Source organism: Bacillus sp. FSL L8-0358 (assembly GCF_038593095.1).
GTDB classification, from domain to species: domain Bacteria; phylum Bacillota; class Bacilli; order Bacillales; family Bacillaceae; genus Bacillus; species Bacillus subtilis.
This window is the reverse complement of the sequence record NZ_CP151962.1, coordinates 416,037-439,457: the sequence shown is the minus strand read 5'-3', so window position 1 is coordinate 439,457 and position 23,421 is coordinate 416,037. Positions and strand designations below refer to the sequence as shown.

General features: G+C 46.7%; 23 protein-coding genes. 9 read left to right on the top strand and 14 right to left on the bottom strand.

All coding sequences use genetic code 11. The features are described 5' to 3' along the window. Positions 1-76 precede the first annotated feature (76 nt). The 5 genes from NYE49_RS02245 to NYE49_RS02225 all read right to left on the bottom strand — a co-directional run bounded on the left by NYE49_RS02245 (position 77) and on the right by NYE49_RS02225 (position 4,773). Positions 77-1,141 carry a tartrate dehydrogenase gene (locus tag NYE49_RS02245; RefSeq protein ID WP_003234436.1) on the bottom strand — a complete coding sequence of 355 codons (1,065 nt, stop codon included), beginning with the start codon at positions 1,139-1,141 and terminating at the stop codon, positions 77-79. Positions 1,142-1,231: 90 nt separating this feature from the next. Next, a complete protein-coding gene (locus NYE49_RS02240) occupies positions 1,232-2,353 on the bottom strand; it encodes a mannitol-1-phosphate 5-dehydrogenase (protein ID WP_047182101.1) in 1,122 nt (373 codons plus the stop codon). Between the two features lies 1 nt (position 2,354). After that, positions 2,355-2,786 carry a PTS sugar transporter subunit IIA gene (locus tag NYE49_RS02235; RefSeq protein ID WP_003246714.1) on the bottom strand — a complete coding sequence of 144 codons (432 nt, stop codon included), beginning with the start codon at positions 2,784-2,786 and terminating at the stop codon, positions 2,355-2,357. 24 nt (positions 2,787-2,810) lie between these two features. Next, entirely contained in the window at positions 2,811-4,247 is a 1,437-nt protein-coding gene (locus NYE49_RS02230) for a PTS mannitol transporter subunit IICB (RefSeq protein WP_010886406.1), read from the bottom strand. A 172-nt stretch (positions 4,248-4,419) separates the two neighbouring features. Next, positions 4,420-4,773, bottom strand: coding sequence for a hypothetical protein (locus tag NYE49_RS02225; protein WP_123372807.1), 354 nt, complete (start codon positions 4,771-4,773; stop codon positions 4,420-4,422). A gap of 164 nt (positions 4,774-4,937) precedes the next feature. Here NYE49_RS02225 and ycnK point away from each other — a divergent pair, with 164 nt between their 5' ends. The 3 genes from ycnK to NYE49_RS02210 are packed head-to-tail and all read left to right on the top strand — an operon-like array spanning position 4,938 to position 7,797. Then, the gene (gene ycnK, locus NYE49_RS02220; RefSeq protein ID WP_047182098.1) at positions 4,938-5,510 is read left to right on the top strand and encodes a copper uptake transcriptional regulator YcnK; all 573 of its coding nucleotides are present in this window, start codon (positions 4,938-4,940) and stop codon (positions 5,508-5,510) included. A gap of 34 nt (positions 5,511-5,544) precedes the next feature. Then, positions 5,545-7,170, top strand: coding sequence for a copper transporter YcnJ (ycnJ, locus tag NYE49_RS02215; protein WP_174616562.1), 1,626 nt, complete (start codon positions 5,545-5,547; stop codon positions 7,168-7,170). A gap of 12 nt (positions 7,171-7,182) precedes the next feature. Next, positions 7,183-7,797, top strand: coding sequence for a DUF1775 domain-containing protein (locus NYE49_RS02210; protein WP_063336066.1), 615 nt, complete (start codon positions 7,183-7,185; stop codon positions 7,795-7,797). Positions 7,798-7,841: 44 nt separating this feature from the next. Here NYE49_RS02210 and gdh read toward each other — a convergent pair whose 3' ends face one another. The 4 genes from gdh to gabT all read right to left on the bottom strand — a co-directional run bounded on the left by gdh (position 7,842) and on the right by gabT (position 12,400). Next, the gene (gdh, locus tag NYE49_RS02205) at positions 7,842-8,627 is read right to left on the bottom strand and encodes a glucose 1-dehydrogenase (RefSeq protein WP_014475815.1); all 786 of its coding nucleotides are present in this window, start codon (positions 8,625-8,627) and stop codon (positions 7,842-7,844) included. A 19-nt stretch (positions 8,628-8,646) separates the two neighbouring features. Beyond that, positions 8,647-9,510 (bottom strand): glucose uptake protein GlcU, encoded by an 864-nt coding sequence (gene glcU / locus NYE49_RS02200; protein WP_003234455.1) that lies wholly within the window; start codon positions 9,508-9,510, stop codon positions 8,647-8,649. A 122-nt stretch (positions 9,511-9,632) separates the two neighbouring features. Next, complete coding sequence (gabD, locus tag NYE49_RS02195; protein WP_174616549.1) at positions 9,633-11,021, bottom strand: succinate-semialdehyde dehydrogenase; 1,389 nt, start codon at positions 11,019-11,021, stop codon at positions 9,633-9,635. A 68-nt stretch (positions 11,022-11,089) separates the two neighbouring features. Next, on the bottom strand, positions 11,090-12,400 hold the full coding sequence (gene gabT / locus NYE49_RS02190) for a 4-aminobutyrate--2-oxoglutarate transaminase (protein WP_174616550.1): 1,311 nt from the start codon (positions 12,398-12,400) through the stop codon (positions 11,090-11,092). Positions 12,401-12,505: 105 nt separating this feature from the next. Between gabT and gabR the strand changes: the two genes are divergently transcribed. Beyond that, positions 12,506-13,945 (top strand): transcriptional regulator GabR, encoded by a 1,440-nt coding sequence (gabR, locus tag NYE49_RS02185; protein ID WP_174616551.1) that lies wholly within the window; start codon positions 12,506-12,508, stop codon positions 13,943-13,945. Position 13,946: 1 nt separating this feature from the next. Here the strand turns inward: gabR and NYE49_RS02180 are convergent, their stop codons facing one another. Then, a complete protein-coding gene (locus NYE49_RS02180; RefSeq protein ID WP_003234476.1) occupies positions 13,947-14,261 on the bottom strand; it encodes a metalloregulator ArsR/SmtB family transcription factor in 315 nt (104 codons plus the stop codon). A 139-nt stretch (positions 14,262-14,400) separates the two neighbouring features. Here NYE49_RS02180 and NYE49_RS02175 point away from each other — a divergent pair, with 139 nt between their 5' ends. The 4 genes from NYE49_RS02175 (at position 14,401) to NYE49_RS02160 (ending at position 17,934) form a co-directional block, all read left to right on the top strand. Further along, positions 14,401-14,688, top strand: coding sequence for a putative quinol monooxygenase (locus NYE49_RS02175; RefSeq protein WP_003234477.1), 288 nt, complete (start codon positions 14,401-14,403; stop codon positions 14,686-14,688). A 16-nt stretch (positions 14,689-14,704) separates the two neighbouring features. Beyond that, positions 14,705-15,454, top strand: coding sequence for an oxygen-insensitive NADPH nitroreductase (nfsA, locus tag NYE49_RS02170; protein ID WP_003234479.1), 750 nt, complete (start codon positions 14,705-14,707; stop codon positions 15,452-15,454). A 163-nt stretch (positions 15,455-15,617) separates the two neighbouring features. Then, positions 15,618-16,496, top strand: coding sequence for a TetR/AcrR family transcriptional regulator (locus tag NYE49_RS02165; protein WP_174616552.1), 879 nt, complete (start codon positions 15,618-15,620; stop codon positions 16,494-16,496). Positions 16,497-16,515: 19 nt separating this feature from the next. Further along, positions 16,516-17,934 carry an MDR family MFS transporter gene (locus tag NYE49_RS02160; protein ID WP_014478836.1) on the top strand — a complete coding sequence of 473 codons (1,419 nt, stop codon included), beginning with the start codon at positions 16,516-16,518 and terminating at the stop codon, positions 17,932-17,934. Between the two features lie 45 nt (positions 17,935-17,979). Here the strand turns inward: NYE49_RS02160 and yclQ are convergent, their stop codons facing one another. Genes yclQ through yclN form a run of 4 tightly spaced genes read right to left on the bottom strand, consistent with a single transcriptional unit; the run spans position 17,980 to position 21,597 of the window. Then, a complete protein-coding gene (gene yclQ / locus NYE49_RS02155) occupies positions 17,980-18,933 on the bottom strand; it encodes a petrobactin ABC transporter substrate-binding protein YclQ (protein WP_063336060.1) in 954 nt (317 codons plus the stop codon). A 21-nt stretch (positions 18,934-18,954) separates the two neighbouring features. Beyond that, positions 18,955-19,713 (bottom strand): petrobactin ABC transporter ATP-binding protein YclP, encoded by a 759-nt coding sequence (gene yclP, locus NYE49_RS02150; protein ID WP_003234487.1) that lies wholly within the window; start codon positions 19,711-19,713, stop codon positions 18,955-18,957. Then, positions 19,707-20,654, bottom strand: a complete 948-nt coding sequence (gene yclO / locus NYE49_RS02145) for a petrobactin ABC transporter permease YclO (protein WP_014475805.1) — start codon at positions 20,652-20,654, stop codon at positions 19,707-19,709. The genes yclP and yclO overlap by 7 nt, the downstream gene beginning before the upstream one ends. Further along, positions 20,647-21,597, bottom strand: a complete 951-nt coding sequence (gene yclN, locus NYE49_RS02140) for a petrobactin ABC transporter permease YclN (RefSeq protein ID WP_015382768.1) — start codon at positions 21,595-21,597, stop codon at positions 20,647-20,649. Before yclN ends, yclO begins: the two co-directional genes overlap by 8 nt. 384 nt (positions 21,598-21,981) lie before the next feature. Here yclN and NYE49_RS02135 point away from each other — a divergent pair, with 384 nt between their 5' ends. Next, positions 21,982-23,346, top strand: coding sequence for an aspartate kinase (locus NYE49_RS02135; protein WP_342410880.1), 1,365 nt, complete (start codon positions 21,982-21,984; stop codon positions 23,344-23,346). Positions 23,347-23,421: the final 75 nt, after the last annotated feature.

Here is a 23,421-nt window from a genome sequence, read left to right as displayed (position 1 = left end):
GCTTGGTTAGACTTTCGTGGAAATTTTCGTAAGGAAATGGACAGGCCGGGGCAGCCATCTGCCCCGGCCTGATTCATCAGAGCTTTCTTAAGCGCGAACAGATTTCATCAGTGACCTCAGCCGTTGTGCTTTGTCCCCCAATGTCGCGTGTTTTGATGCCGTCGGCAGTCACTTGCTCCATTACATCCAGAATTTTCGCCCCCAATTCTTCCTCTCCGAAGTGGTCGAGCATCAGCTTCGCTGTCCAAATCTGGCCGATCGGATTGGCAAGGCCCTGTCCGGCAATGTCAGGAGCAGAGCCGTGAACCGGTTCAAACATGGACGGATATTTGCCGGATGGATTGATGTTCGCAGAAGGCGCAATGCCGATGCTTCCCATCAGGCTTGAGCTGATGTCGGTTAAAATATCACCGAACAAGTTGCTCGCCACAATGACATCAAACGTTTCCGGACGCGTCACAAAAAAAGCGGCCAGCGCATCAATATGCTGAGATGATGTTTCGATTCCGCTATAATCAGCGGCTGTCTGCTGAAAGACTTCGTCCCAAAACGGCATCGCGTGATAAATGCCGTTAGACTTTGTGGCGCTTGTCACATGGCTGCGCCGTTTTTTCGCCAATTCGAAGGCAAAGCGCATGACACGTTCTGTCGCTTTTCTCGTAAACACGGCATTCTGGATGGCGATTTCATCATCGCCTCTGTGAATGCGCCCGCCGACTTCACTGTATTCACCTTCACTGTTCTCGCGAATCACCACGAAGTCAAAATCATTTGGATGCAGAAGCGGCGACGTAATGCCCGCCATTTGTTTGGCGGGTCTCATATTAATGGAAAGCTCAAGCTCCCTCCGGATTTTCAGCAGCAGTCCCCATAACGATATATGATCGGGAACCAGCTTCGGATTTCCGACGGCTCCCAAAAAAACCGCTTCAAATTGAGTAAGCGTATGTATTCCATCTTCGGGCATCATTTTGCCGTGCTCCAAGTAATAATCACAGCTCCATGGAAAAGCCGTGAATGAGAATGACAAACCTCCGTGTACCTCAGCCGCTGTATGAAGCACTTTCTCAGCAGCCGCTACAACCTCTTTTCCTACTCCGTCTCCCGGTATTGCCGCAATCTCGAATTGTTTCATCGTCATTCTCCTTCCCCTGTTTTCGTAAGCGCTTTCTATTATACTAGATTGCGAGATAGTAAAAAAAGCCCGTGACATTGTGTCACGGGTGGTCGGTTATTGATTAAGTTTCTTTAAAATGATGGCGTGCAACGGTTCATGGGACTGAATGCCGCACACCTCTTGAAGTACGCCGCTGTATCCTTTTTCTTCGATCAGCGCTTGCAGTTCAACCGCTTCAGGATCACCGGTGAAATCGAAGCGCAGTGCTGCGGCAATTCCTTCCGCCAGTGCATTCGGTTCTTTTATTTTCTTTGCCGGGCCTACAAGTCTATCATTTTCTCCCAGTTTTCTGAGAGGTGACCTCGCTACGCGGGTCACATCGTCCGAAATGAAAGGATTTTCAAAGCGACCGATGATTTTTTTGATATATTGTTCGTGTTCAGTTTGCTTAAAGCCATACGATTTGACGAGATAGTCACCAGTTTCAAGCAGCGCCGAATGAACAACACGGCGGATTTCCGGATGATCGATTGCTTCTTTGACCGTTTTGAGTCCGCGCTGATAGCCGACATACGCTGTCACCGCGTGTCCGGTATTGACCGTAAACAGCTTCCGTTCGATGTACGGCGTTAAATCATCAACAAACAGTGCGCCGTTTATGACTGGTGTTTTCCCTTTAAAGCCTGATTCATCAATGACCCATTCGAAAAATGGTTCAACCGATACTTTCAGCGGGTCTTCATGATGCTGAATCGGGACGATCCGGTCAACGGCAGAATTCGGAAAACCTACCGTTTCACTGACGGATTTCTGCTCTGCTTCCGTTAAATGGCTGTATATTTCTTTCTTTAAGAAGCTGCTTCCGCCAATCATATTTTCGCAGGCAATGATATTCAGTGTGTTTGCAGCGTTTCTCCGTCTTAAGCCTTCTGCGATCGACGGAGCAATCAGCTTCAGCACATTCGGGCCGACAGCTGTTGTGATGAGCGCCGCCTCATTCATCAGCCGATACAGCTCTTCGGGCTGACTGCCGCTGTTAATCGCGCTGACCGGGCCAATGACCTCTGATGAACGTCCCTCTTCCGCCAGTTCGACTGTGTATTCTTTTTTTTCGTTGAGGAGGCTGACCATCGTGTCGTTTACATCCGCAAACACCACATCATAGCCGGAGTGGTGAAGCAGTGCGCCGATAAACCCTCTCCCGATATTTCCCGCACCGAAATGTAAGGCGATCATGTCAGTTCACCTCGTTGAAAATGGCGATCAAATCTTCTTCGCTTTTAGCGGAGATCAGGCGTTCAATATTTTCTTCTTCTGAGCAGATAATGGCGATATTAGACAAAATGTCTAAATGCTCATTATTTTTACCCGCAATGCCGAATACCACTTTTGCCGTGTTGCCTTCTCCGTACTCAACACCCTCTGGAATTTGTATAATTGAGATTCCGGAATGAAGCACCTCGCTTTTCGCTTCTTCTGTGCCGTGTGGAATGGCAATGAAATTCCCCATAAACGTAGAAGACGTTTCTTCACGTTCAAACATTTTGCTAATGTAATCCTCTGTCACGTAGCCGTTGTCAATCAGCGTCTGGCCTGCCAATTTGATGGCCTCTTCTTTTGATGATACCGTTTGATTGAGTTTAATATTTTCCTTTGCGAGTACTTGCATGAGTATCACTCTCTTTCTATAAGATTACTTTTTCAGCTTTTCAATCAGCTCGTCGTATTTCGGGCTGTTTAAGAAGTTATCCACTGATATGTGCGTCGCGTTCGGCAGCTTTGCTTTCGCGCGATCTGTTAAATCTTTGTGGGTGATGACAATATCCGCATCGCTTGGCAGATTGTTAATGGCCGTGTTGGTCACACTGATGTCAAGCTCTGCTTTTTTCACTTTGTTCCTTAAGATGGATGCCCCCATCGCACTTGATCCCATTCCCGCATCACACGCAAAGATAATTTTGTTCACGCTTTCAGGAGACAGCTCAGACGCTTCCTCTGCTTTGGCTTGTTCCGCCTCTAAAGCAGCTGCTGCTTGGCTTTTCTTTCCCTTCATGGACTGCATTTTTTCTGTTGCAGCAGCCAGGTCTTCTTCACTTGCTTTTGAGGATTTCAGGATCACTGCTGAAACGATGAACGATACAGCAGCAGCGACCAATACACCCGCCAATACACCGAAATAGCCTCCTCTTGGCGTCATTGCCATCAATGCGATAATGCTTCCCGGTGACGCTGCCGCGACAAGTCCGGCATTAAAGATCGTAAACGTTAAGAGTCCGCTTGCTCCGCCGGCAATGGCTGCAAGAATCAGGGCTGGTTTCATCAGAATGTACGGGAAGTAAATCTCGTGAATCCCGCCGAAGAAATGGATGATCGCCGCACCAGGAGCCGTTGATTTGGAAGATCCTTTGCCAAAGAACATGTACGCCAGCAAAATGCCGAGCCCCGGTCCAGGGTTTGCTTCTACTAAAAACAGAATTGATTTTCCTGTTTGGGATGCTTGCTCGATTCCGATCGGGCTTAAGATTCCGTGGTTAATGGCGTTGTTGAGGAACAATACTTTCGCCGGTTCTACAAAAACACTGGCTACCGGCAGTAAATTAGCGTGTACAATGACTTCCACACCAGCCGCCAGCAATTTATTTAGCGTCAGGACAACCGGGCCGATGGCGTAAAACGCGAGAATCGTTAAAGCCGCGCCGACAATCCCTGCCGTAAAGTTGTTGATCAGCATTTCAAAGCCTTGTTTGACTTTATCCTTGAATAATTTATCAGTCTGTTTAATGAGGTATCCGCCAAGCGGTCCCATAATCATTGCGCCTAAAAACATTGGAATATCCGATCCGACAATCACCCCAATTGCCGCTGTCGCTCCGACAACTCCGCCGCGGTGGTCGTAGATCATTTTTCCGCCTGTATACGCTATCAAAAGCGGCAATAAATACGTAATCATCGGGCTGACCAGCGTGTTCAGCTGTTCATTCGGAAACCATCCTGCCGGAATAAACAGCGCGGTAATGATACCCCACGCGATAAACGCGCCGATATTCGGCATGATCATCCCGCTCAAATAACTCCCAAAGCGCTGCACTTTCACTTTCATGCCGCCTTGCTGCTGTTCTTGCTGCTGCATATATAAACCCTCCCTGTTTTGTTTGTCGCTGTAAGATACAAAAATATGTTCAGAGAATGATGCTTCCCTTTGACTATATGTTAAAACGCTTACAGTCCCTATACAATTGAAAGTAAAGAGGACTTTGGCACATGACTGTGACAATTTTTTAAAAATAAAAAGGCTCCTGGTTTCAGGAGCCTTTTCTCTTTCCTCTATAAATAATATTGCCGTTTTGAATCACGTACTTTGCGATCATTCGCTCACTTACAATAAAAACGGGATAGGCGCACACAAGCGCAAAAACAGCCATTGGCACGTGCTGTACAGCCGGCAGCATTGAACTTGCCGCATTGCGGAGGAGCAGCAAAAGATAAATGAGCAGCACAATGGCAGCTAATGATACCAGCATAATCGGAGCTGATACTTTATATTCATAAAGCCGTTCCCGGCAGTGTCCGCAGCGAAATTGACAAGGCACATTTGATGATCTGACCATGTCGCCTGTCAAAGGTTTGCCGCAGTTCGGGCATGGTGTTTCTTTCATAGGGTATTCCTCACTTTCTATTCCATATGTCTATTATACCAGAGTCCCTTCTGTTTCGTTTTGTTGCTGTTCAACACATTTTCACATTTTTTATCATCAGCTTACTTGTCTCTGTCTCTAAAATCCTCTACGCTTAAATAGATCTTAATGAAGAGGGTGTATGAATGCTTCCGATTAATAGACAGCAACACATACTGAAGTGGCTGAAAGAAGAAGGCGCGCTCAGAATTTCTGACATCAGCGCAAAGTTTGGCGTTTCGGAAATGACGGTATACAGAGATGTCAATCAGCTGGTTCAGTCAAATCAGGTCATTAAAACGGCCGGCGGCATCACGCTCCCCGCCAGAACACCTCAAACGGATCATATGTGCAGCTATTGCTTGAAGCCCGTCAATCAAGCTCATTCGGTTCAGATGATTACGGTAAACCAAGACATTGAACAGCTATGCTGCGCACATTGTGCGTTTTTGCGTTATGCCGATAAAACGGAAGAGGTTTCACACTTGATTTGCAGAGATTTTCTGTTACAGACAACCGTCAGTGCCGGTTCGGCTTATTTCGTCGTAAATGCTGAATTAAACCTGCACTGCTGCCAGCCGCAGGCCATTCCGTTTGCGACACTTGACCATGCCGAACGATTTCAAAAAGGATTCGGCGGAGCCGTCCGCACTTTCGACCAAGCGCTGGAAGACATGCTTCAAGACAGAAAGAAACGCTGCACCTGCACCAAGAAATAACACAACACATACAGCGGAAGGTGGTGTCTGAGTGATGAAGCGAAACAGATGGTGGATCATCCTTCTGCTTTTTCTTGTTTTCCTGCCGAAAACAAGCTTTGCTCACGCCTATATTGTCAAATCTTCACCTGGGGAAAACAGCGAATTAAAAAGCGCCCCTGCGCAGGTGGAAATCGAATTTAATGAACCGATTGAAGAAGGGTTTCATTACATTAAAGTCTATAATTCAAACGGCGACCGTGTGGATACGGACAAGACTGAAATCAGAAAAGATAATCATCACATCATGACAGTGAAGCTGAAGAAGAATCTGTCTAAAGATGTGTACAGAGCGGAATGGAATGCCGTATCCGCGGACGGGCATCCTGTTTCCGGCGTCATTCCGTTCAGTATCGGGAAAGCGGATGGCGGATTCAGCAGCCAAAAAGCAGCCGATTCAGCGCTGAATCCGGGAACAGCAGCAGATCGCGCGATTCTGTATACAGCCCTATCTCTGTTTATCGGAACGGTTTTCTTCCATCTTTTCTGGTATAAAGGGAAATCAGAACAGCTCGTCAAACGGACGAGACGTATCCTGACCGGCTCGATCGCAGCACTGGGTCTGGCGCTTTTGCTTCAGCTTCCGATTCAGACAAAAGCTAACGCAGGCGGCGGCTGGGGCAGCGCATTCCAGCTGGGCTACATCAGAGAAACACTGTTTGAGACAGCAGGCGGCTCCATTTGGATCATACAGGCCGCGCTGTTCGTGCTGCTCGCATTGTCTGTAATCCCTGCGATACGAAAAAACCGCTTTTCATCCTTTGGCTATTGGACAGCGCCGCTCATTTTCTTTTTCGGTCTCCTGCTTGCCAAGGCGTTTACAGGGCATGCTGCTGTCGTTGAAGAAAAAACGGTCGGCATTTTGATGGATTTCCTTCATTTAACTTCCGCTTCCATCTGGGTCGGCGGAATAGCGGCACTTGTTTTGCTGCTCTCAAAAGATTGGAGGCAGCCTGACAAAACGCTCGCGTGGGAGACGGTCAGACGGTTCTCCCCATGGGCGCTCACTGCAGTCGGCGTCATTTTGTTTTCAGGCTTGCTCAATGGATTTTTCATCATTCGTTCAATGGATTCACTGTTCCATACAGCGTACGGCCAAGCTCTTTTAGTGAAAAGCGGGCTGTTTGTTTTCATGCTGGTCTTAGGTGCGTTTCATTTTCTGCTTACCAGAAAGCAGCGCCGCACAGGAATCAGCCAAACGTTGAAAGCGGAGTGGGCAATCGGCATCGCTGTATTGATCACAGCGGCCGTGTTTACAAGCCTGCCAAGCCCGCCTGAGCCAGCGCCGGAACCGTTCTACCAAACCAAAGCGATTGAGAACGGACAAAGCGTTTCTCTCAGCATCAGCCCAAACCAGCCCGGAAAAAATGTTTTTGAGCTGCGGGTCACCGACCATAACGGAGATCCCGTGAAAAACATCCAGCAAATCACGTTAACCGTTTATAAAACAGGCCTGTCAGGCAGCGAAAACAAAAGCACCTTTACATTAAAAGAAAAAACAAAAGGCGTCTTCCAGGATCAAAACCTGTCGATTAATGAAAAAGGAAACTGGAAGATCAAAGTCCACGGCCTAACCGGCGACTTTAACGAAATCAATATCATGTTTACAAAGACCAATTAAGGAGTGTTTACGTTGTTGAAAAAAATCGCATTGACACTATGTCCGGCTATTGTCGGCTCCCTCTTATTCTTTACGGCCCCTGCCAGCGCGCACGTTTCTGTAAAACCGGCTGAGTCTGCTGCAGGCTCTTGGGAAACATATACAATGAAGGTTCCTTCTGAGAAAAATCTGCCGACAACGAAGGTTGTCCTCAAAATGCCGAAGGATGTTGAATTCCAGCAATATGAGCCAATTCCGGGCTGGAAGGTTTCCACTCAAAAACATGATGACAAATCAGTGTCCGTGACATGGGAGGCGACTGACGGAGGCATTCAGGAAGGACAGTTCCAGCAGTTTACCTTTGTTGCCAAAAACCCTGATAAAGCGGGGGAAGCTGCTTGGGACGCATACCAATATTACAAAGACGGCAGCATTGTTGAGTGGACAGGTGACGAGGATGCCGATACACCTCATTCCATTACAAACATCACGTCTGCAAAACAAGTGACAGATGAGCACGGCGCCACGAAAACAGAAGACGATTCCGAAAACTCAGGTTCTTCAGCTCTGGACATCACAGCGATTGTGCTGTCTGCGGCTGCTATTATTTTATCTGTAGCAGCACTTGTAAAGAAAAAGCGTGCCTAATAAAGAAAGCGATCCAGATGTCATGTCTGGGTCGCTTTTTATGTTTAACCGCGGCCTGCCTGGAAAGCAGGATATTTCGTCATTCCGCCGTCCGCAAACAACGTGATGCCTGTAACATAGCTGGATTCCTTCGAAGCAAGCCACACTGCCACTGCGGCAATCTCCTCCGGTTCGCCGATATAGCCCATCGGGATCATGCTCTCTACATCTGCTTTCTGTTTAGGGTCAGCGAATTTTTCAGCATTGATTGGCGTGTTGATCGCACCTGGCCCGATATTGTTGACGCGAATGCCTTTCGGCGCGTATTCCAAAGCCAACGTTTCAGACATCAGCTTAATTCCGCCTTTACTAGCTGCATAGTGGACAAATAACGGCCACGGAATCCTTTCATGCACGCTGGACATGTTGATGACATTTCCCTTGATATCGTTTTCTACGAAATATTTAATCGCTTCACGGCTTCCTAAAAAGGCACCTGTTAAGTTCGTGCCGATGACTTTATCCCAATCCTTGAGCGGCATTTCGTGAGACGGCACAGGATTTTCAAGACCGGCATTATTAATCATAATATCGAGTGTGCCGAACTCCTTGATTGCCGTTTGCACGATATTTTTTACATCTTCCTCTTTCGTGACATCTCCTTGGACGACAACAGCTTCACCGCCCGCCTTGATGACCTCTTCTTTTACCTCGTTCGGATCTTGTTTATTACTATAATAGTTGATAACCACTTTTGCCTGCTCCTTGCCGAAGCGAATGGCCATTGCCTTTCCGAGCCCTGAAGCAGCTCCTGTAATAGCGACGACTTTTCCTTTTAAATCCGGATACATATACATCCTCCTCCATTTGTTATGAATTTGTTTTGGCGATTCCTAAGAATACGGCAGCGGCAATAATCAGGATAATCCCTATCGCAATTGCTATAAGCTGGCGTTTCGTTTTCTTTTCACGCAAGATGAAAATACCGCCGAGCGTAGAAATGACAATTCCCATTTGTGAAAGGGAAAAGCTCGTTGCAACGCCGACTCGCGGCTGAGAAATAAACAAAAACATATTTCCGCCTGCCCAGATTAACCCTGGGAGAATATTTCTGATCGCATACTTGTTAAAGGGTTTGTGTCTATAGGTTAAAACTAACCCCCCGACCACCATGCCAATTGCCTGTGGCAGCAGCGCGGACCAGCCGGACACATTGAATAATCTAGCCACGACTACATAAACCAAATAACCAAGAGTCGAAACAAGGAGAATCAAAATGCCCTTTTTCAAATTGCTTGGCTCGCCCTCTTTTTTATCATTCTTATCTTCCAAGGACGTGAGAATGATTCCCACAATGATAAAGATCAAAGCGAGAACGCCAAGCGTAATCGCAATCGGTGTTGACCATTCGCGGAACACGATCACACCGAACAGCGAGGTGGAAACGAGCTGCATTCCTGTAGAAATCGGCATTGTTTTCGACACGCCCATCAATTGAATGCTTTTCAGCTGGTTGGCCTGTCCAAGTGACCAAAATAAGCCGGATACGATTCCAACAATAAAAATGCGAAGTGACAGAACGGGCTGAACAAAAAAGTAAATAACGATAGAAACAATGAGTGCCCCGATCGTCGTTCCCAGTGTCTGGCTGTACGGCCCGCCGCCTAATTTCACATTGAAGAGAACAATGCTCCCCCAAAACAAAGCCGGGAGAAGAGCCAATAATAAATCCATTGTTGGGGAACCTTCTTTCAAAATGTATTTGCTGTTATTTTGGCTGGAATTGTTGTGATTATTCGCCGGAACACAAAAAGAGCTGCCGGAAAATCCGGCAGCTCTCAGGAGCTTGCATTCTTTTATAAACCGATGGACAAATATTTTGTTTCAAGGTACGGCTCGATACCTTCTGAACCGCCTTCACGGCCAATGCCGCTTTCTTTCATTCCGCCGAATGGCGCTTGAACCGCTGACGGTCCGCCGTCATTCCAGCCGATAATGCCATACTCTAGATTCTCGGAAATATAGATGCCGCGGCGGTAGTTTTCTGTGAAGAAGTATGCAGCCAAGCCATACGGTGTATCGTTGGCAAGCTGAATCGCTTCATCAATATCAGAAAACGTGACGATCGGGGCGACCGGGCCGAATGTTTCCTCATGCATGATGTTCATGGACGTATCGACATCGGTGAGCACTGTCGGATTCACAAAGTAGCACCCTTTGTCATCGTTTCGGTCATATGTGCCCCCAGCAATAATTTTTGCGCCTTTTTCAACCGCATCATCTATTTGGCTGACGATTTTTTCGAAGCCTCGTTTGTTGATGATCGGTCCGACATTGACGCCTTCCTCAAGTCCATTTCCGACTCTCAGCTTAGACACTTGCTCGCTCAATTTCGCAGCAAATTCATCCTTGATGGACTCATGAACGATCAGGCGGTTGGCACATACGCAGGTTTGGCCGGCGTTTCGGTATTTGGACGCCATCGCCTGTTCAACGGCAAGGTCAATGTCTGCATCTTCATCTACGATCAGCGGGGCGTGTCCGCCGAGTTCCATTGAGACGTGCTTCACGGTGTCCGCGCTGTTTTTCATAAGGATTTTCCCTACAGGTGTTGAGCCTGTAAACGTGATTTTGCGGATTTTCGGACTGCTTGTGAACACATTTCCGATTTCTTCTCCATCACCGATCACAACCTGAAGAACATCCTTCGGAATGCCAGCTTCATATGCGAGGCGCGCTAGTTCATAAGCAGACAGCGGTGTGTCTGGCGCCGGCTTGATGATAAATGTACAGCCAGCGGCAAGAGCAGGCGCCGCTTTGCGTGTAATCATCGCATTCGGGAAATTCCAGGGCGTGATAGCAGCAACGGGGCCGACCGGCTGGCGTGTGACAACAATTCGTTTACCAGTTGTCGGGGCCGGGACCGTTCTTCCGTACACACGCTTCGCTTCCTCTGCGAACCATTCGATATAGCCTGCGCCGTAAAGTACCTCGCCGACTGCTTCCTGGTATGGTTTTCCGTTTTCCTTTGTAATTAAATCTGCAAGCTCTTCTTTATGTTCAACAATCAGCTCATACCATTTTTTCAAAAGAGACGCTCTTTCGTTCGCTGATGTTTTAGACCACGTTTTAAACGCTTGATGTGAACGTTCAATGGCTTCTTCTACCTCTGTGGCTGATTGCTGAGGAATCGTTTTGATCTCCTCGCCCGTAGCCGGGTTGTAGACCGTTAATTGATCTGGCATATTGAACATTCCTTTCTTTTCATGATTACTTAAAATGATAGCAGACCCAGCCGTTTTCTTTCCAATGATTAAGCTCGCAGGCCCGCCTCCAAGATGCTGAGCCCTTCATTTAAAAGGCTGTCTGAGATGACGAGCGGTGTCAAAAAGCGGATGATATTACCGTTAATTCCCGCTGTCAGCAAAAGTAATCCGTTTTGATTCGCATAGGCCGCGATCGCTGCTGCTTTTGCTTTATCAGGCTCACGCGTGTCTGGATCCTTGACGATTTCGATTGCGGCCATCGCCCCGAGCCTGCGGATGTCACCGATGAACGGGAATTCTTCTTTCCACTCATACGCCTTGTCTTCAATGATTTTGCCAATTTCTTCAGATCGCTCATTCAGTCCTTCTTCTTCGATAATATCCAGGACTGCCAAAGCCGCCGCGCAGCCGAGCGGGCTGCCGGCATACGTGCCGCCCAGCTCCCCTGGCGCTGCCGCATCAAGCATTTCCGCACGCCCGATCACACCGCTTAATGGCAGGCCTGCCGCAAGCGATTTAGAAACCGTGATCAGATCGGGCACTACATCAAAGTGCTCAATTGCGAAATAAGTGCCAGTTCTGGCAAAGCCGGTTTGGATTTCATCAGCAACAAAAACAATGCCGTGTTCTTTGCAGAATGAAGCGACGTGCTGCACGAACCGTTTCGAAGGAATAATAAACCCGCCTTCTCCCTGCACTGGCTCCATCACGACACACGCCACCGTTTCAGGCGCCACTGAAGCGATAAAAAAATCATTAAATGCTTGAATGACCATATCGTCATAGCTTTCATCACTCATGCCGGCCGGCTTCTGATAATAATAAGGGAACGGCGCTTGATAAACCTCTGGCGCAAAAGGCCCGAAACCGAATTTATAAGGTTTTACCTTGCTTGTCATGCTCATCGTCATATTCGTGCGTCCATGAAACCCGCGCGTAAACGAGACAACGCCTTGGCGCTTTGTATACTTTCTGGCAATTTTCACAGCGTTTTCGACCGCTTCCGCCCCTGAGTTAAGAAAAATCGCTTTTTTCCCATGGCTGCCCGGTGCTATGCCGCACAGTTTTTCGGCTAACTCGATATAAGTCGGGTACATCATGACATTGAAGCCAGGATGAATCAGCTCCTCCGCCTGCCGCTTCACAGCCTCAACCACCTTCGGATGCGAGTGTCCGACATTTAACGTGCCGATGGCGCCTGCAAAATCAATAAATCTCCGGCCGTCCAGATCGTACAGCTCGGCCCCTTCTCCTTTGACCGCCAGACTGCGGTTGCCGTTGCTCACACCTTTTGACACAAATTGATCCCGTTTTTGCTGCCATTGTGCAGTTGTGATGCTTGCTGTTGTTTGACTCATATGAATATCCCCCTGTCGGTATTTTCTTATCATTCTGACTTCTCTTTGGTATGATGAAAAGTACCAATTATAACTTTTTGATGGTATCAGAAGGAGAAACTACAAATGGATATCACGATTACACTCGATCGTTCAGAACAAGCCGATTATATCTATCAGCAAATTTATCAAAAGCTGAAAAAAGAAATCCTCAGCCGCAATCTGCTGCCGCACTCGAAGGTTCCCTCCAAGCGGGAGCTGGCTGAAAATCTCAAGGTCAGCGTAAATTCAGTGAATTCAGCCTATCAGCAGCTGCTGGCTGAAGGGTATTTGTACGCCATTGAACGAAAGGGTTTCTTCGTGGAGGAACTAGACATGTTTTCCGCCGAGGAGCACCCTCCATTTGCACTGCCGGATGATCTAAAAGAGTTTCACATCGACCAGAGCGATTGGATATCGTTTTCACACATGAGTTCCGATACAGACCATTTTCCGATCAAAAGCTGGTTCCGCTGCGAGCAAAAAGCGGCCTCCCGCTCATACCGCACGCTCGGCGATATGTCACATCCGCAAGGGATATATGAAGTGAGAGCGGCCATTACCAGGCTCATTTCCCTGACGAGGGGTGTAAAATGCAGGCCGGAACAAATGATCATAGGGGCAGGCACACAGGTGCTCATGCAGCTGTTGACTGAGCTTTTACCCAAGGAAGCCGTGTATGCGATGGAGGAGCCTGGCTACAGGCGCATGTATCAGCTTTTGAAGAATGCCGGAAAACTAGTAAAGACGATCATGCTGGATGAAAAAGGCATGTCGATTGCTGAAATCACCAGACAGCAGCCTGATGTGCTGGTGACCACCCCGTCGCATCAGTTTCCGGCCGGAACGATTATGCCTGTATCCAGAAGAATTCAGCTGCTGAACTGGGCAGCCGAGGAGCCGCGCCGATATATCATTGAGGACGATTATGATAGTGAATTCACATATGATGTAGACAGTATTCCGGCGCTGCAAAGCCTCGACCGTTTTCAAAATGTCATCTATATGGGAACCTTTTCAAAGTCCCTTCTCCCCGGCTTGCGGATCAGCTATATGGTGTTGCCGCCTGAGCTGTTGAGGACATACAAACAGCGGGGCTATGATCTGCAGACTTGCTCATCACTTACACAGCTCACCCTGCAGGAATTTATCGAGTCTGGTGAATATCAGAAGCATATAAAAAAAATGAAGCAGCATTATAAAGAAAAGAGAGAACGCCTGATCACCGCTTTAGAAGCAGAGTTCAGCGGAGAGGTTACCGTAAAAGGGGCAAATGCGGGGCTGCATTTTGTTACCGAATTTGATACCAGGCGCACCGAACAAGACATCCTGTCACATGCTGCCGGGCTGCAGCTTGAAATATTCGGAATGAGCCGATTTAACTTGAAGGAAAACAAGCGGCAAACGGGCAGGCCCGCTCTCATTATCGGCTTTGCACGGCTGAAGGAAGAAGATATTCAGAAGGGTGTGCAGCGGCTTTTCAAAGCGGTTTACGGACATAAAAAAATCCCCGTTACAGGGGATTGATTCACCAGCGGTCCTGGTCTACATTCAGCACGGCTTCAAGCAGGCCCGGAAATGCCTTTTCAAGGTCTTCAGCGCGAAGCGAATAATACCGGCGCTTTCCTTCTATCCGAACTTGAGCGATACCTGATTCTCTCAAAACTTTAAAATGATGCGACAAAGTCGATTTGGCAACCTGCACATCTGCACAGGTGCTGCACGTTTTTTCTTTTGCTTCAGCTAATTGCTTGACGAGCTCTAAACGAAGCGGATCACTAAGTGCATGAAGAACCTTTGTCAGCTGCAATGTTTCTGTTTCTGGATGGTTTGGAATGTTCATGACACAAATGTATCACACAACAATTAGAATGACAATTTTACTATTTAAGGGTTTTTCCTTTACCTCATTTAGAATACATGTTACATTTAGTTCGATGAAATTCGAACAATAAATTCACATAACAACGGAGGAGATTTACATGATCGTATTACAAGCTTACATCAAAGTAAAACCAGAAAAACGCGAGGAATTTTTGAGCGAGGCTCAATCACTTGTTCAGCATTCAAGAGCTGAGGAAGGCAACGCGCAATACGACCTATTTGAAAAAGTAGGCGAAGAAAATACATTTGTCATGCTTGAAAAATGGAAAGATGAAGCGGCAATGAAATTCCATAACGAAACTGCGCATTTCCAAGGATTTGTCGCAAAAGGAAAAGAACTGCTGAGCGCTCCTCTTGATGTTGTCCGCACAGAGCTTAGCGAGTAAAGGAAGGGTGTCTTATATGAATGAAGTGATTAAATCTTTAACAGACCACCGCTCGATTCGCAGCTACACAGATGAGCCTGTAGCTCAGGAGCAATTGGACCAAATCATTGAAGCGGTGCAATCAGCCCCTTCTTCTATCAACGGACAGCAAGTGACTGTGATCACAGTCCAGGATAAAGAGCGCAAAAAGAAAATCTCCGAGCTGGCAGGCGGCCAGCCATGGATCGATCAAGCTCCTGTTTTCCTGCTGTTCTGCGCAGATTTCAACCGGGCCAAAATCGCGCTTGAAGATCTGCATGATTTCAAAATGGAAATCACAAATGGATTGGAATCTGTTCTTGTCGGCGCAGTAGACGCTGGTATTGCCCTCGGCACAGCAACAGCAGCGGCTGAGTCACTCGGACTTGGCACAGTTCCGATCGGTGCAGTTCGCGGAAACCCTCAAGAGCTGATCGAACTGCTAGAGCTTCCAAAATACGTGTTCCCTTTATCCGGCCTTGTCATTGGGCATCCTGCCGACCGTTCAGCGAAAAAACCGCGCTTGCCGCAAGAAGCTGTCAATCATCAGGAAACTTATTTGAATCAGGATGAGCTGACGTCTCACATTCAGGCATACGACGAACAGATGTCTGAATACATGAATAAGCGGACAAACGGAAAAGAAACAAGAAACTGGTCACAGAGCATCGCTTCTTACTATGAGCGCCTGTACTATCCGCACATCCGTGAAATGCTTGAAAAACAAGGATTTAAAGTTGAAAAATAAGCTCTTATTCGGCCTGTCGGATTTTCCGGCAGGCCTTTCATTTACCCGGTTAAAATCCATTGACTTCTATTTTGTTTATTTGGTAAAATTTTTTCATAGTTACTCATTGGTTTTCTGTGAACCAATGGGTTTTCTAATGTTCAAGAAAGAAGGAAGCCATGAGATGCTTGATAAAAAAACAGATATCTTGTTAGCCGCGCGAAAGCTTTTTTCGGAAAAGGATTTTACGTCGGTTTCCATGCAGGCGATCGCAGAAGAATGTAAGATGTCAAAAGCTTCGATATATAAGCTGTTCCAATCTAAAGAAGATCTGCTTTTGGAGCTGCTGTCATTTAACCAGAAGCAAATGGTGGCTGCGGCCTCAAGACTTCAGGAAAATACCGCACTTACACCGGAGGAGCGTTTGACGCAAAAGGTCAAAATGGAACTGGAGGGCTTCAGGCGGAATCAGCAGTTTTTCAATATGCTGACCTACGAAAACCCCAAGCTGCACAATGACCGGGTCAAACAGCATATCCATCAGACCAGATCGACGATTATCTGCTGGCACCGCGATTCGCTGATCCAGGCGTATGGAGAAACCATTCTCCCGTTTGTGTGGGATTTGGTCATCATTCTTCACGGCATGATGCGTGAGTTTTTAATGCTGATCAAAATCGAGGAAAAACCGCTTGAGCTTGACCCGATCGCAGAGTTTATCATCAGCACCCTCAATCAGATTATCAAAAACAGGGAAACCCGCCAGTCTCTTCTTCCGCCCGAAGCCATCGAGCTTTATATTCATTCAGCATCCTCCTACAAGCCAAAGGATAAATCAGTCCTATTATCGGAAAGCCTGAAAGAATTACATAAAGGCATCTCTTCCCTGTCCGCCGCGGACTATGACGTAGATGAACTGACTTCCGCAGCCGCCATGCTGGAGGAAGAAGCGAAGAAGGAAGAACCCCGCGCTTTTTTACTCAAATCACTGATTGGCTATCTGGAACAAACCGGTGTTTTAACACTGCCTGTTTCCATGTTAAAAACACTGTTAATTACTTAGAGAAAAGAAGGGATATGTATTGAACACAAGTATTGAACAAAAACCTTTTAACCGTTCTGTCATTGTCGGCATTTTGTTAGCCGGAGCGTTTGTGGCGATTTTGAACCAGACATTGTTGATTACCGCACTTCCCCATATCATGAGGGATTTCAATGTCGATGCCAACCAAGCACAATGGCTGACTACATCATTTATGTTAACCAACGGGATTTTAATTCCGATTACTGCGTTTTTAATTGAGAAATTCACAAGCCGGGCGCTGCTCATCACAGCAATGAGCATTTTCACTGCCGGAACAGTCGTCGGAGCGTTCGCGCCGAACTTCCCGGTTCTGCTGACAGCGCGTATCATTCAAGCGGCCGGAGCCGGCATTATGATGCCGCTCATGCAGACTGTATTCCTGACAATCTTTCCGATTGAAAAGCGCGGCCAGGCTATGGGTATGGTCGGATTGGTCATCTCATTCGCGCCTGCGATCGGACCGACTCTTTCCGGATGGGCTGTCGAAGCTTTCTCTTGGAGATCATTGTTTTATATTATTCTTCCGTTTGCTGTGATTGATTTGATTCTTGCCAGCATCCTGATGAAAAACGTGACGACTTTAAGAAAAACACAGATTGATATTTTATCAGTCATCCTTTCAACATTTGGGTTCGGCGGCCTTCTATACGGCTTCTCAAGCGTCGGCTCTTACGGCTGGTCCAGTTCAACCGTCTTGATTTCACTGCTGGTGGGTGTCATCGCGCTGCTCTTGTTTATCACAAGACAAATGAAGCTTGAAAAACCGATGCTGGAATTCCGCGTCTTCACGTTTGGCGTTTTCAGCTTAACAACACTGCTGGGAACCCTCGTCTTTGCATTATTGATCGGTACGGAAACCATCCTGCCGCTTTATACACAAAATGTCAGAGACGTCACAGCTTTTGATACAGGGCTTATGCTCCTTCCGGGAGCCGTTGTGATGGGCTTTATGTCGCCGATTATCGGCAGAATTTTTGACCGAGTCGGCGGAAGAGGGCTGGCGATTGCCGGTTTCTGCATCATCTTCCTGACATCTCTGCCGTTTATGCAACTGACTGACCATACGTCACTCGCTTGGATTGTCGTTTTATACACCGTTCGTCTCTTAGGCACCGCCATGATCATGATGCCGGTGACAACAGCCGGAATCAACGCGCTGCCGCGCCACTTGATTCCGCACGGAACTGCGATGAACAACACGATTCGCCAAGTCGGCGGCTCGATCGGAACCGCACTATTGGTTTCCGTGATGAGCAACCAGGCGGCACATGCAGGCACGACAAATGTGAAGCACGCCGCCCTGCACGGCATGAACGCCGCTTTTATTGTGGCTGCCGTCATTGCACTTGTCGGCTTCCTTCTCTCATTCACATTAAAGAAACCTCAGCGCCCTGCCGAACAGCAGCCGGCACGCTGATCAACCAAAAAGAGCCCCGCTATTTAGCGGAGGCTCTTTTTGGTTTTACTTTTCTAAACCGTCTTTCACTTCTTTAATCATTTGCGCCATAGACTCAAGACCGCCTCCTGATAAGTACCAAGTAGCAGAATCAAGGTAGACGACATGATCATTTTTCACTGCGTTTACATTTTTCACATAATCATTTTCAACGACTTGTTTAGTAGATGATGTTTCACCGATCGCTGTACCGCGGTCAATGACAAACAGGTAATCCGGGTTTGTTTTTGAAATGTACTCGTAAGAAACGCTTTGTCCGTGAGTAGACGCTTTGATGTTTTTATCAGCCGGTGTCACGCCGAACACGTCATGGATCAGGCCGTATCTTGATTTAGGACCGAATGCGCTGATCTTCCCGTCGTTCGCCATGATGACGAGACCGTTTTTGTTAAGCTTTTCAGCCGTTTTCTTTACATCTGCGATTGAATGATCGATTTTTGCGAGTTCATCCTTCACTTCATCTTCTTTATCGAAGATCTTACCGATTGTTTCTGCGTCAGACTTAAATGATTCCATATACTTCGCTGTGTCTACGCCAAGGTAAATTGTCGGCGCAATTTTAGAGAATTCTTTGTAAGACTCAGATTGTCTTCCTGAGATAATGATCAAGTCAGGGTCTACATCTGCCACTTTCTCGAAGTCTGGCTCTTTTAAGCTTCCGACGTCAGCATATTTGTCATCCTTGAATTTGGACAGATATTTAGGAAGGGCTTGTTTCGGCAGTCCCGCTACTTTATCATCAAGACCAAGTTTATCTAGTGTATCTAAGCTTCCAAAGTCAAATACGACAACTTTTTTAGGGCTTTTCGGTACTTTTGTTCCGTTTTTGTCCAGCTGGTGTTTCACCGTGATTTGTTCTTCCTTAGAATCAGAACCTTTGCTGCTTGTGCTTTGGTTTCCGCATGCAGAAATCACAACTGCCGTCACCAAAGCGATGAATAGTAATGCGAACTTTTTCATGCTCTTCACCTCTTCTATATATTAAGAAAAATAGACACCTATTCTTTGATTATCAATCGTCTGAATCGGGATGGTCATATCGTAGATTTCCTCAAGCACTGATGTTTCTATCATTTCTTCAGGCGGTCCTTCTTTAACAATTCGGCCGTTTTTCAAAGCGACGATATAGTCAGAATAGACTGAAGCAAAATTGATATCGTGAATGACGATCACGATCGTTTTTCCAAGCTCCTCTACCAACCGTTTCAGCAGTTTCATAATTTCAACTGAGTGTTTCATATCCAGATTGTTCAGCGGCTCATCCAGAAAGATATAATCTGTGTCCTGGGCAATGACCATAGCGATAAATGCCCTTTGGCACTGTCCGCCGCTCAGCTGATCCAAGTATTTGTCTTGAATGTCTTCCAGCTTCATATAGCTAAGCGCCTGGTTGATATGAACCCAGTCTTCCTCTGTCAGCCGGCCCTGTGAGTACGGAAACCTGCCAAAACTAACGAGGTCTTTGATCGTGAGCCTGATATTGATTTGGTTCGCCTGCTTCAAAATGCTCATTTTCTTGGCAAGCTCTTTGCTGTCACATGCTCCAATCTCTTGTCCGTCTATGTAAATCTCGCCGGAATCTTTTTTGATCAGGCGGCTCATGATAGACAGCAGCGTACTTTTGCCGGCGCCGTTAGGACCGATAAACGAGGTGATTTTGCCCTTTTGAATCGTGACTGACGTCTCTTCAAGGACAACTTTCCCGCCATATTGTTTGCTTACATTTCTGACCTCTACCATGATTTATTCTCCTTTAACAGCAAGTAGATAAAATAAATCCCGCCGGCAAAATTAATAATGACGCTCAGCGTCGTTGAGAAGGTAAACACTTTCTCAACCACAAACTGCCCTCCGACCAGCGCAATGATGCTGATGAAAACGGAGCCTGCGATTAAGTATGAATGCTTATAGGTTTTCAGGAATTCTCTCGCCAGGTTGACGACCAGAAGGCCTAAAAACATAATCGGCCCGACTAGCGCTGTTGAAACAGAAACCAAAATCGCAACCACGATCAGCATCTGCTTCACCACTTTGTCGTAGTCAATGCCCAAATTCACGGCGTGCTCGCGTCCGAGCGACAGCACATCGAAAAATTTTGTAAAACGCCAGACATAAACGCCTGTCAGCAGGAAGATGATGAACGCGAGCCATAACAAATCCGTATTGATATTGTTAAAGCTGGCAAACATCTTGTCCTGCACAACTTGGAACTCGTTCGGATCAATCAGCATCTGCATAAAGGAAGACAGGCTGCTGAACAGCGTGCCAAACACGATTCCGATAAGCAGAAGGAAAAAGATATTTCTCCCCTCACCCTTGAACATGATCTGATACAAAACAAGAGAAAACAGGATCATCAGCAGAACAGATATGATAAAGTTGATGTTTTTATTCATGATGACCATATTCGCAGAACCGAACAAAAAGATAATGCCAGTCTGAATCAGCATGTAGAGAGAATCAAGGCCCAAAATGCTCGGCGTCAGGATGCGGTTGTTCGTAATCGTTTGAAAGATCATGGTCGAAAACGCAATCGCTCCCCCCGTCAGCACAATGGCAGCGACTTTTTTGATTCGTCTCGGCAGGGTGTAATCCCAATTGCCTAAGTCATAAAACAAAAACAAGCCGATACATACAATGGCTAAAACAACGAGCAAAGCTATTTTCATCTGGTTACGCATAGGCTTTTCTCCTTAACAGCATAAACAGGAAAATGCCGCTGCCGATGATTCCGACCATCAGGCCAATCGAGATTTCATAAGGGAAGATAATGATTCTGCCCAGTATATCGCAAAACAGCACAAACACCGCTCCCAACAGCGCAGTATGCGGCAGGCTGCTCTTCAGATTGTCTCCTCTGTAAATCGATACAATATTCGGGATGATTAAACCGAGAAACGGCAGCATACCGACAGTCAAAATGACAAGGGACGTGATCAGGGACACGATAATGAGCCCGATGTTCACAACCCGTTTGTACTTGAGGCCTAGGTTGACAGAAAAGCTTTCACCCATACCGGCCAATGTGAATTTATCCGCATACACATAGGCAATGATGACGAGCGGAATACTCAGATAAAGAAGCTCGTATCTTCCTTTCACGACTAAAGAGAAGTCTCCCTGCAGCCATGATGACACATTCTGGATCAAGTCATATTTATATGCGATAAATGTCGCGATTGAACTGACGATATTCCCGAGCATTAAACCGACAAGCGGAATAAAGATGGTGTCGTTAAACTTGATTCTTTCAAGGATTTTCATAAACAGAAAATTTCCTGCAAGGGCAAAGACAAACGCAATCAGCATTTTGATTAAAGGACTGGCGGATGTAAACAGCAGCAAGGAAATTAAAATGCCGAGCCTCGCCCAATCCATCGTGCCCGCCGTCGTCGGTGACACGAATTTATTTCTGCTGATCTGTTGCATAATCAAACCGCAGATGCTCATGCTTAATCCCGCGATGACAATGCTGATCAATCGCGGCAAACGGCTTGCAAACAGCGTTGACGCCTCTTGTTTGCTTAAATCGAAGAGATCAAGCGGCGACAGATCTTCTACACCGATAAATACAGATGTGACTGCTAATATGATAAGTAGAATAAATAAGTAACGTAGCTTCATGCTGCCTCCTTACATCCTTACAGCAAAAAGAACGTATCTCCTACTCCGCAAGGACTCAAAACAATATGGCCATATAGTAATTGATTATCATTATCATTTACATGTTACCATTTTTTTAGGGTTAGTCAATATTCTTTAAAAATATTAACCTAGTCATTTATCCATTTTACTAATCATTCTAACCATTTTCCATCCCAAAACGTTAGGCTGTTTACCATATTTATCTTTATAACGCAGGTATACGGTCAGCAAACTTGACATTATTCCTCGTGGAAAATACAAATGTTCTCTCCAGAAAGAAATTAACCCTTGATTTACAGGACTGAAAGAGAGATAATAAATACTAAATTTGTGTGAAAATTTTAAACATTAGGAGATGTAAACATGAAGGTCGTTAAATTCGGAGGCAGCTCACTTGCTTCAGGTGCCCAGCTTGACAAGGTGTTTCACATCGTTACCTCAGACCCGGCACGGAAAGCTGTAGTCGTTTCAGCTCCGGGGAAACGCTATGCCGAGGATACGAAAGTGACTGATCTCTTAATCGCATGTGCAGAACAATATTTGGCAACAGGCAGCGCACCTGAACTGGCGGAAGCTGTTGTGGAACGGTACGCTCTCATCGCCAATGAGCTTCAGCTGGGGCAAAGCATTATCGAAAAAATCAGAGATGATCTGTTTACGCTTTTAGAAGGAGATAAAAGCAATCCCGAGCAATACCTTGACACAGTCAAGGCCAGCGGGGAGGATAACAATGCCAAGCTGATTGCCGCTTATTTCCGCTATAAAGGCGTCAAAGCGGAATATGTAAACCCGAAGGATGCCGGCCTCTTTGTGACAAATGAACCCGGCAACGCGCAAGTTCTTCCTGAATCCTATCAAAACCTCTATCGTCTTCGGGAACGTGACGGACTCATCATTTTTCCCGGTTTTTTCGGATTCAGCAAGGATGGCGATGTGATCACATTCTCACGGAGCGGTTCTGATATTACCGGTTCGATTCTTGCCAACGGACTTCAAGCCGATTTGTACGAAAACTTTACAGACGTAGACGCTGTGTATTCTGTCAATCCGTCCTTCGTTCAGAATCCAAAGGAAATCAGCGAGCTGACATACAGAGAGATGCGGGAGCTGTCCTACGCGGGTTTTTCAGTGTTTCATGATGAAGCGCTCATTCCGGCATTCAGAGCGGGGATTCCTGTTCAGATCAAAAATACGAACAACCCCTCAGCCGAAGGCACCCGCGTCGTCAACAAGCGGGATAACAAAAACGGGCCTGTCGTCGGCATTGCCAGCGACACCGGTTTTTGCAGCATTTATATCAGCAAGTATCTCATGAACAGAGAAATCGGTTTTGGCCGAAGGGCCCTTCACATCCTGGAGGAGCATGGTTTGACGTATGAGCATGTTCCATCGGGAATCGATGACATGACGATCATTTTACGGCAGGGGCAAATGGATGCCGCCACTGAACGCAGCGTCATCAAGCGGATCGAAGAGGATTTGCATGCCGATGAAGTCATCGTCGAGCATCATCTCGCCCTGATTATGGTTGTAGGGGAAGCGATGCGCCACAATGTCGGTACAACGGCAAGAGCCGCCAAAGCATTATCAGAGGCACAGGTGAATATCGAAATGATCAATCAGGGATCTTCTGAAGTGAGCATGATGTTTGGCGTAAAAGAAGCCGAAGAAAGAAAAGCCGTTCAAGCGTTATACCAGGAATTTTTCGCGGGCGTATTAATCTCTTAATCGTACATAAATAGCGGGCGGCAGCGCCCGCTATTTTTTATATTACCTTCCTATAGCCGAATTGTTCATTTTTTC

Bases quoted from the DNA above. Each gene is read 5' to 3' on its own strand.
- NYE49_RS02245 (WP_003234436.1), bottom strand. From the start codon at position 1,141: ATGACGATGAAACAATTCGAGATTGCGGCAATACCGGGAGACGGAGTA.
- NYE49_RS02240 (WP_047182101.1), bottom strand. From the start codon at position 2,353: ATGATCGCCTTACATTTCGGTGCGGGAAATATCGGGAGAGGGTTTATC.
- NYE49_RS02235 (WP_003246714.1), bottom strand. From the start codon at position 2,786: ATGCAAGTACTCGCAAAGGAAAATATTAAACTCAATCAAACGGTATCA.
- NYE49_RS02230 (WP_010886406.1), bottom strand. From the start codon at position 4,247: ATGCAGCAGCAAGAACAGCAGCAAGGCGGCATGAAAGTGAAAGTGCAG.
- NYE49_RS02225 (WP_123372807.1), bottom strand. From the start codon at position 4,773: ATGAAAGAAACACCATGCCCGAACTGCGGCAAACCTTTGACAGGCGAC.
- ycnK (WP_047182098.1), top strand. From the start codon at position 4,938: ATGCTTCCGATTAATAGACAGCAACACATACTGAAGTGGCTGAAAGAA.
- ycnJ (WP_174616562.1), top strand. From the start codon at position 5,545: ATGAAGCGAAACAGATGGTGGATCATCCTTCTGCTTTTTCTTGTTTTC.
- gdh (WP_014475815.1), bottom strand. From the start codon at position 8,627: ATGTATCCGGATTTAAAAGGAAAAGTCGTCGCTATTACAGGAGCTGCT.
- glcU (WP_003234455.1), bottom strand. From the start codon at position 9,510: ATGGATTTATTATTGGCTCTTCTCCCGGCTTTGTTTTGGGGGAGCATT.
- gabD (WP_174616549.1), bottom strand. From the start codon at position 11,021: ATGCCAGATCAATTAACGGTCTACAACCCGGCTACGGGCGAGGAGATC.
- gabT (WP_174616550.1), bottom strand. From the start codon at position 12,400: ATGAGTCAAACAACAGCAAGCATCACAACTGCACAATGGCAGCAAAAA.
- gabR (WP_174616551.1), top strand. From the start codon at position 12,506: ATGGATATCACGATTACACTCGATCGTTCAGAACAAGCCGATTATATC.
- NYE49_RS02180 (WP_003234476.1), bottom strand. From the start codon at position 14,261: ATGAACATTCCAAACCATCCAGAAACAGAAACATTGCAGCTGACAAAG.
- NYE49_RS02175 (WP_003234477.1), top strand. From the start codon at position 14,401: ATGATCGTATTACAAGCTTACATCAAAGTAAAACCAGAAAAACGCGAG.
- nfsA (WP_003234479.1), top strand. From the start codon at position 14,705: ATGAATGAAGTGATTAAATCTTTAACAGACCACCGCTCGATTCGCAGC.
- NYE49_RS02165 (WP_174616552.1), top strand. From the start codon at position 15,618: ATGCTTGATAAAAAAACAGATATCTTGTTAGCCGCGCGAAAGCTTTTT.
- yclQ (WP_063336060.1), bottom strand. From the start codon at position 18,933: ATGAAAAAGTTCGCATTACTATTCATCGCTTTGGTGACGGCAGTTGTG.
- yclP (WP_003234487.1), bottom strand. From the start codon at position 19,713: ATGGTAGAGGTCAGAAATGTAAGCAAACAATATGGCGGGAAAGTTGTC.
- yclO (WP_014475805.1), bottom strand. From the start codon at position 20,654: ATGCGTAACCAGATGAAAATAGCTTTGCTCGTTGTTTTAGCCATTGTA.
- yclN (WP_015382768.1), bottom strand. From the start codon at position 21,597: ATGAAGCTACGTTACTTATTTATTCTACTTATCATATTAGCAGTCACA.
- NYE49_RS02135 (WP_342410880.1), top strand. From the start codon at position 21,982: ATGAAGGTCGTTAAATTCGGAGGCAGCTCACTTGCTTCAGGTGCCCAG.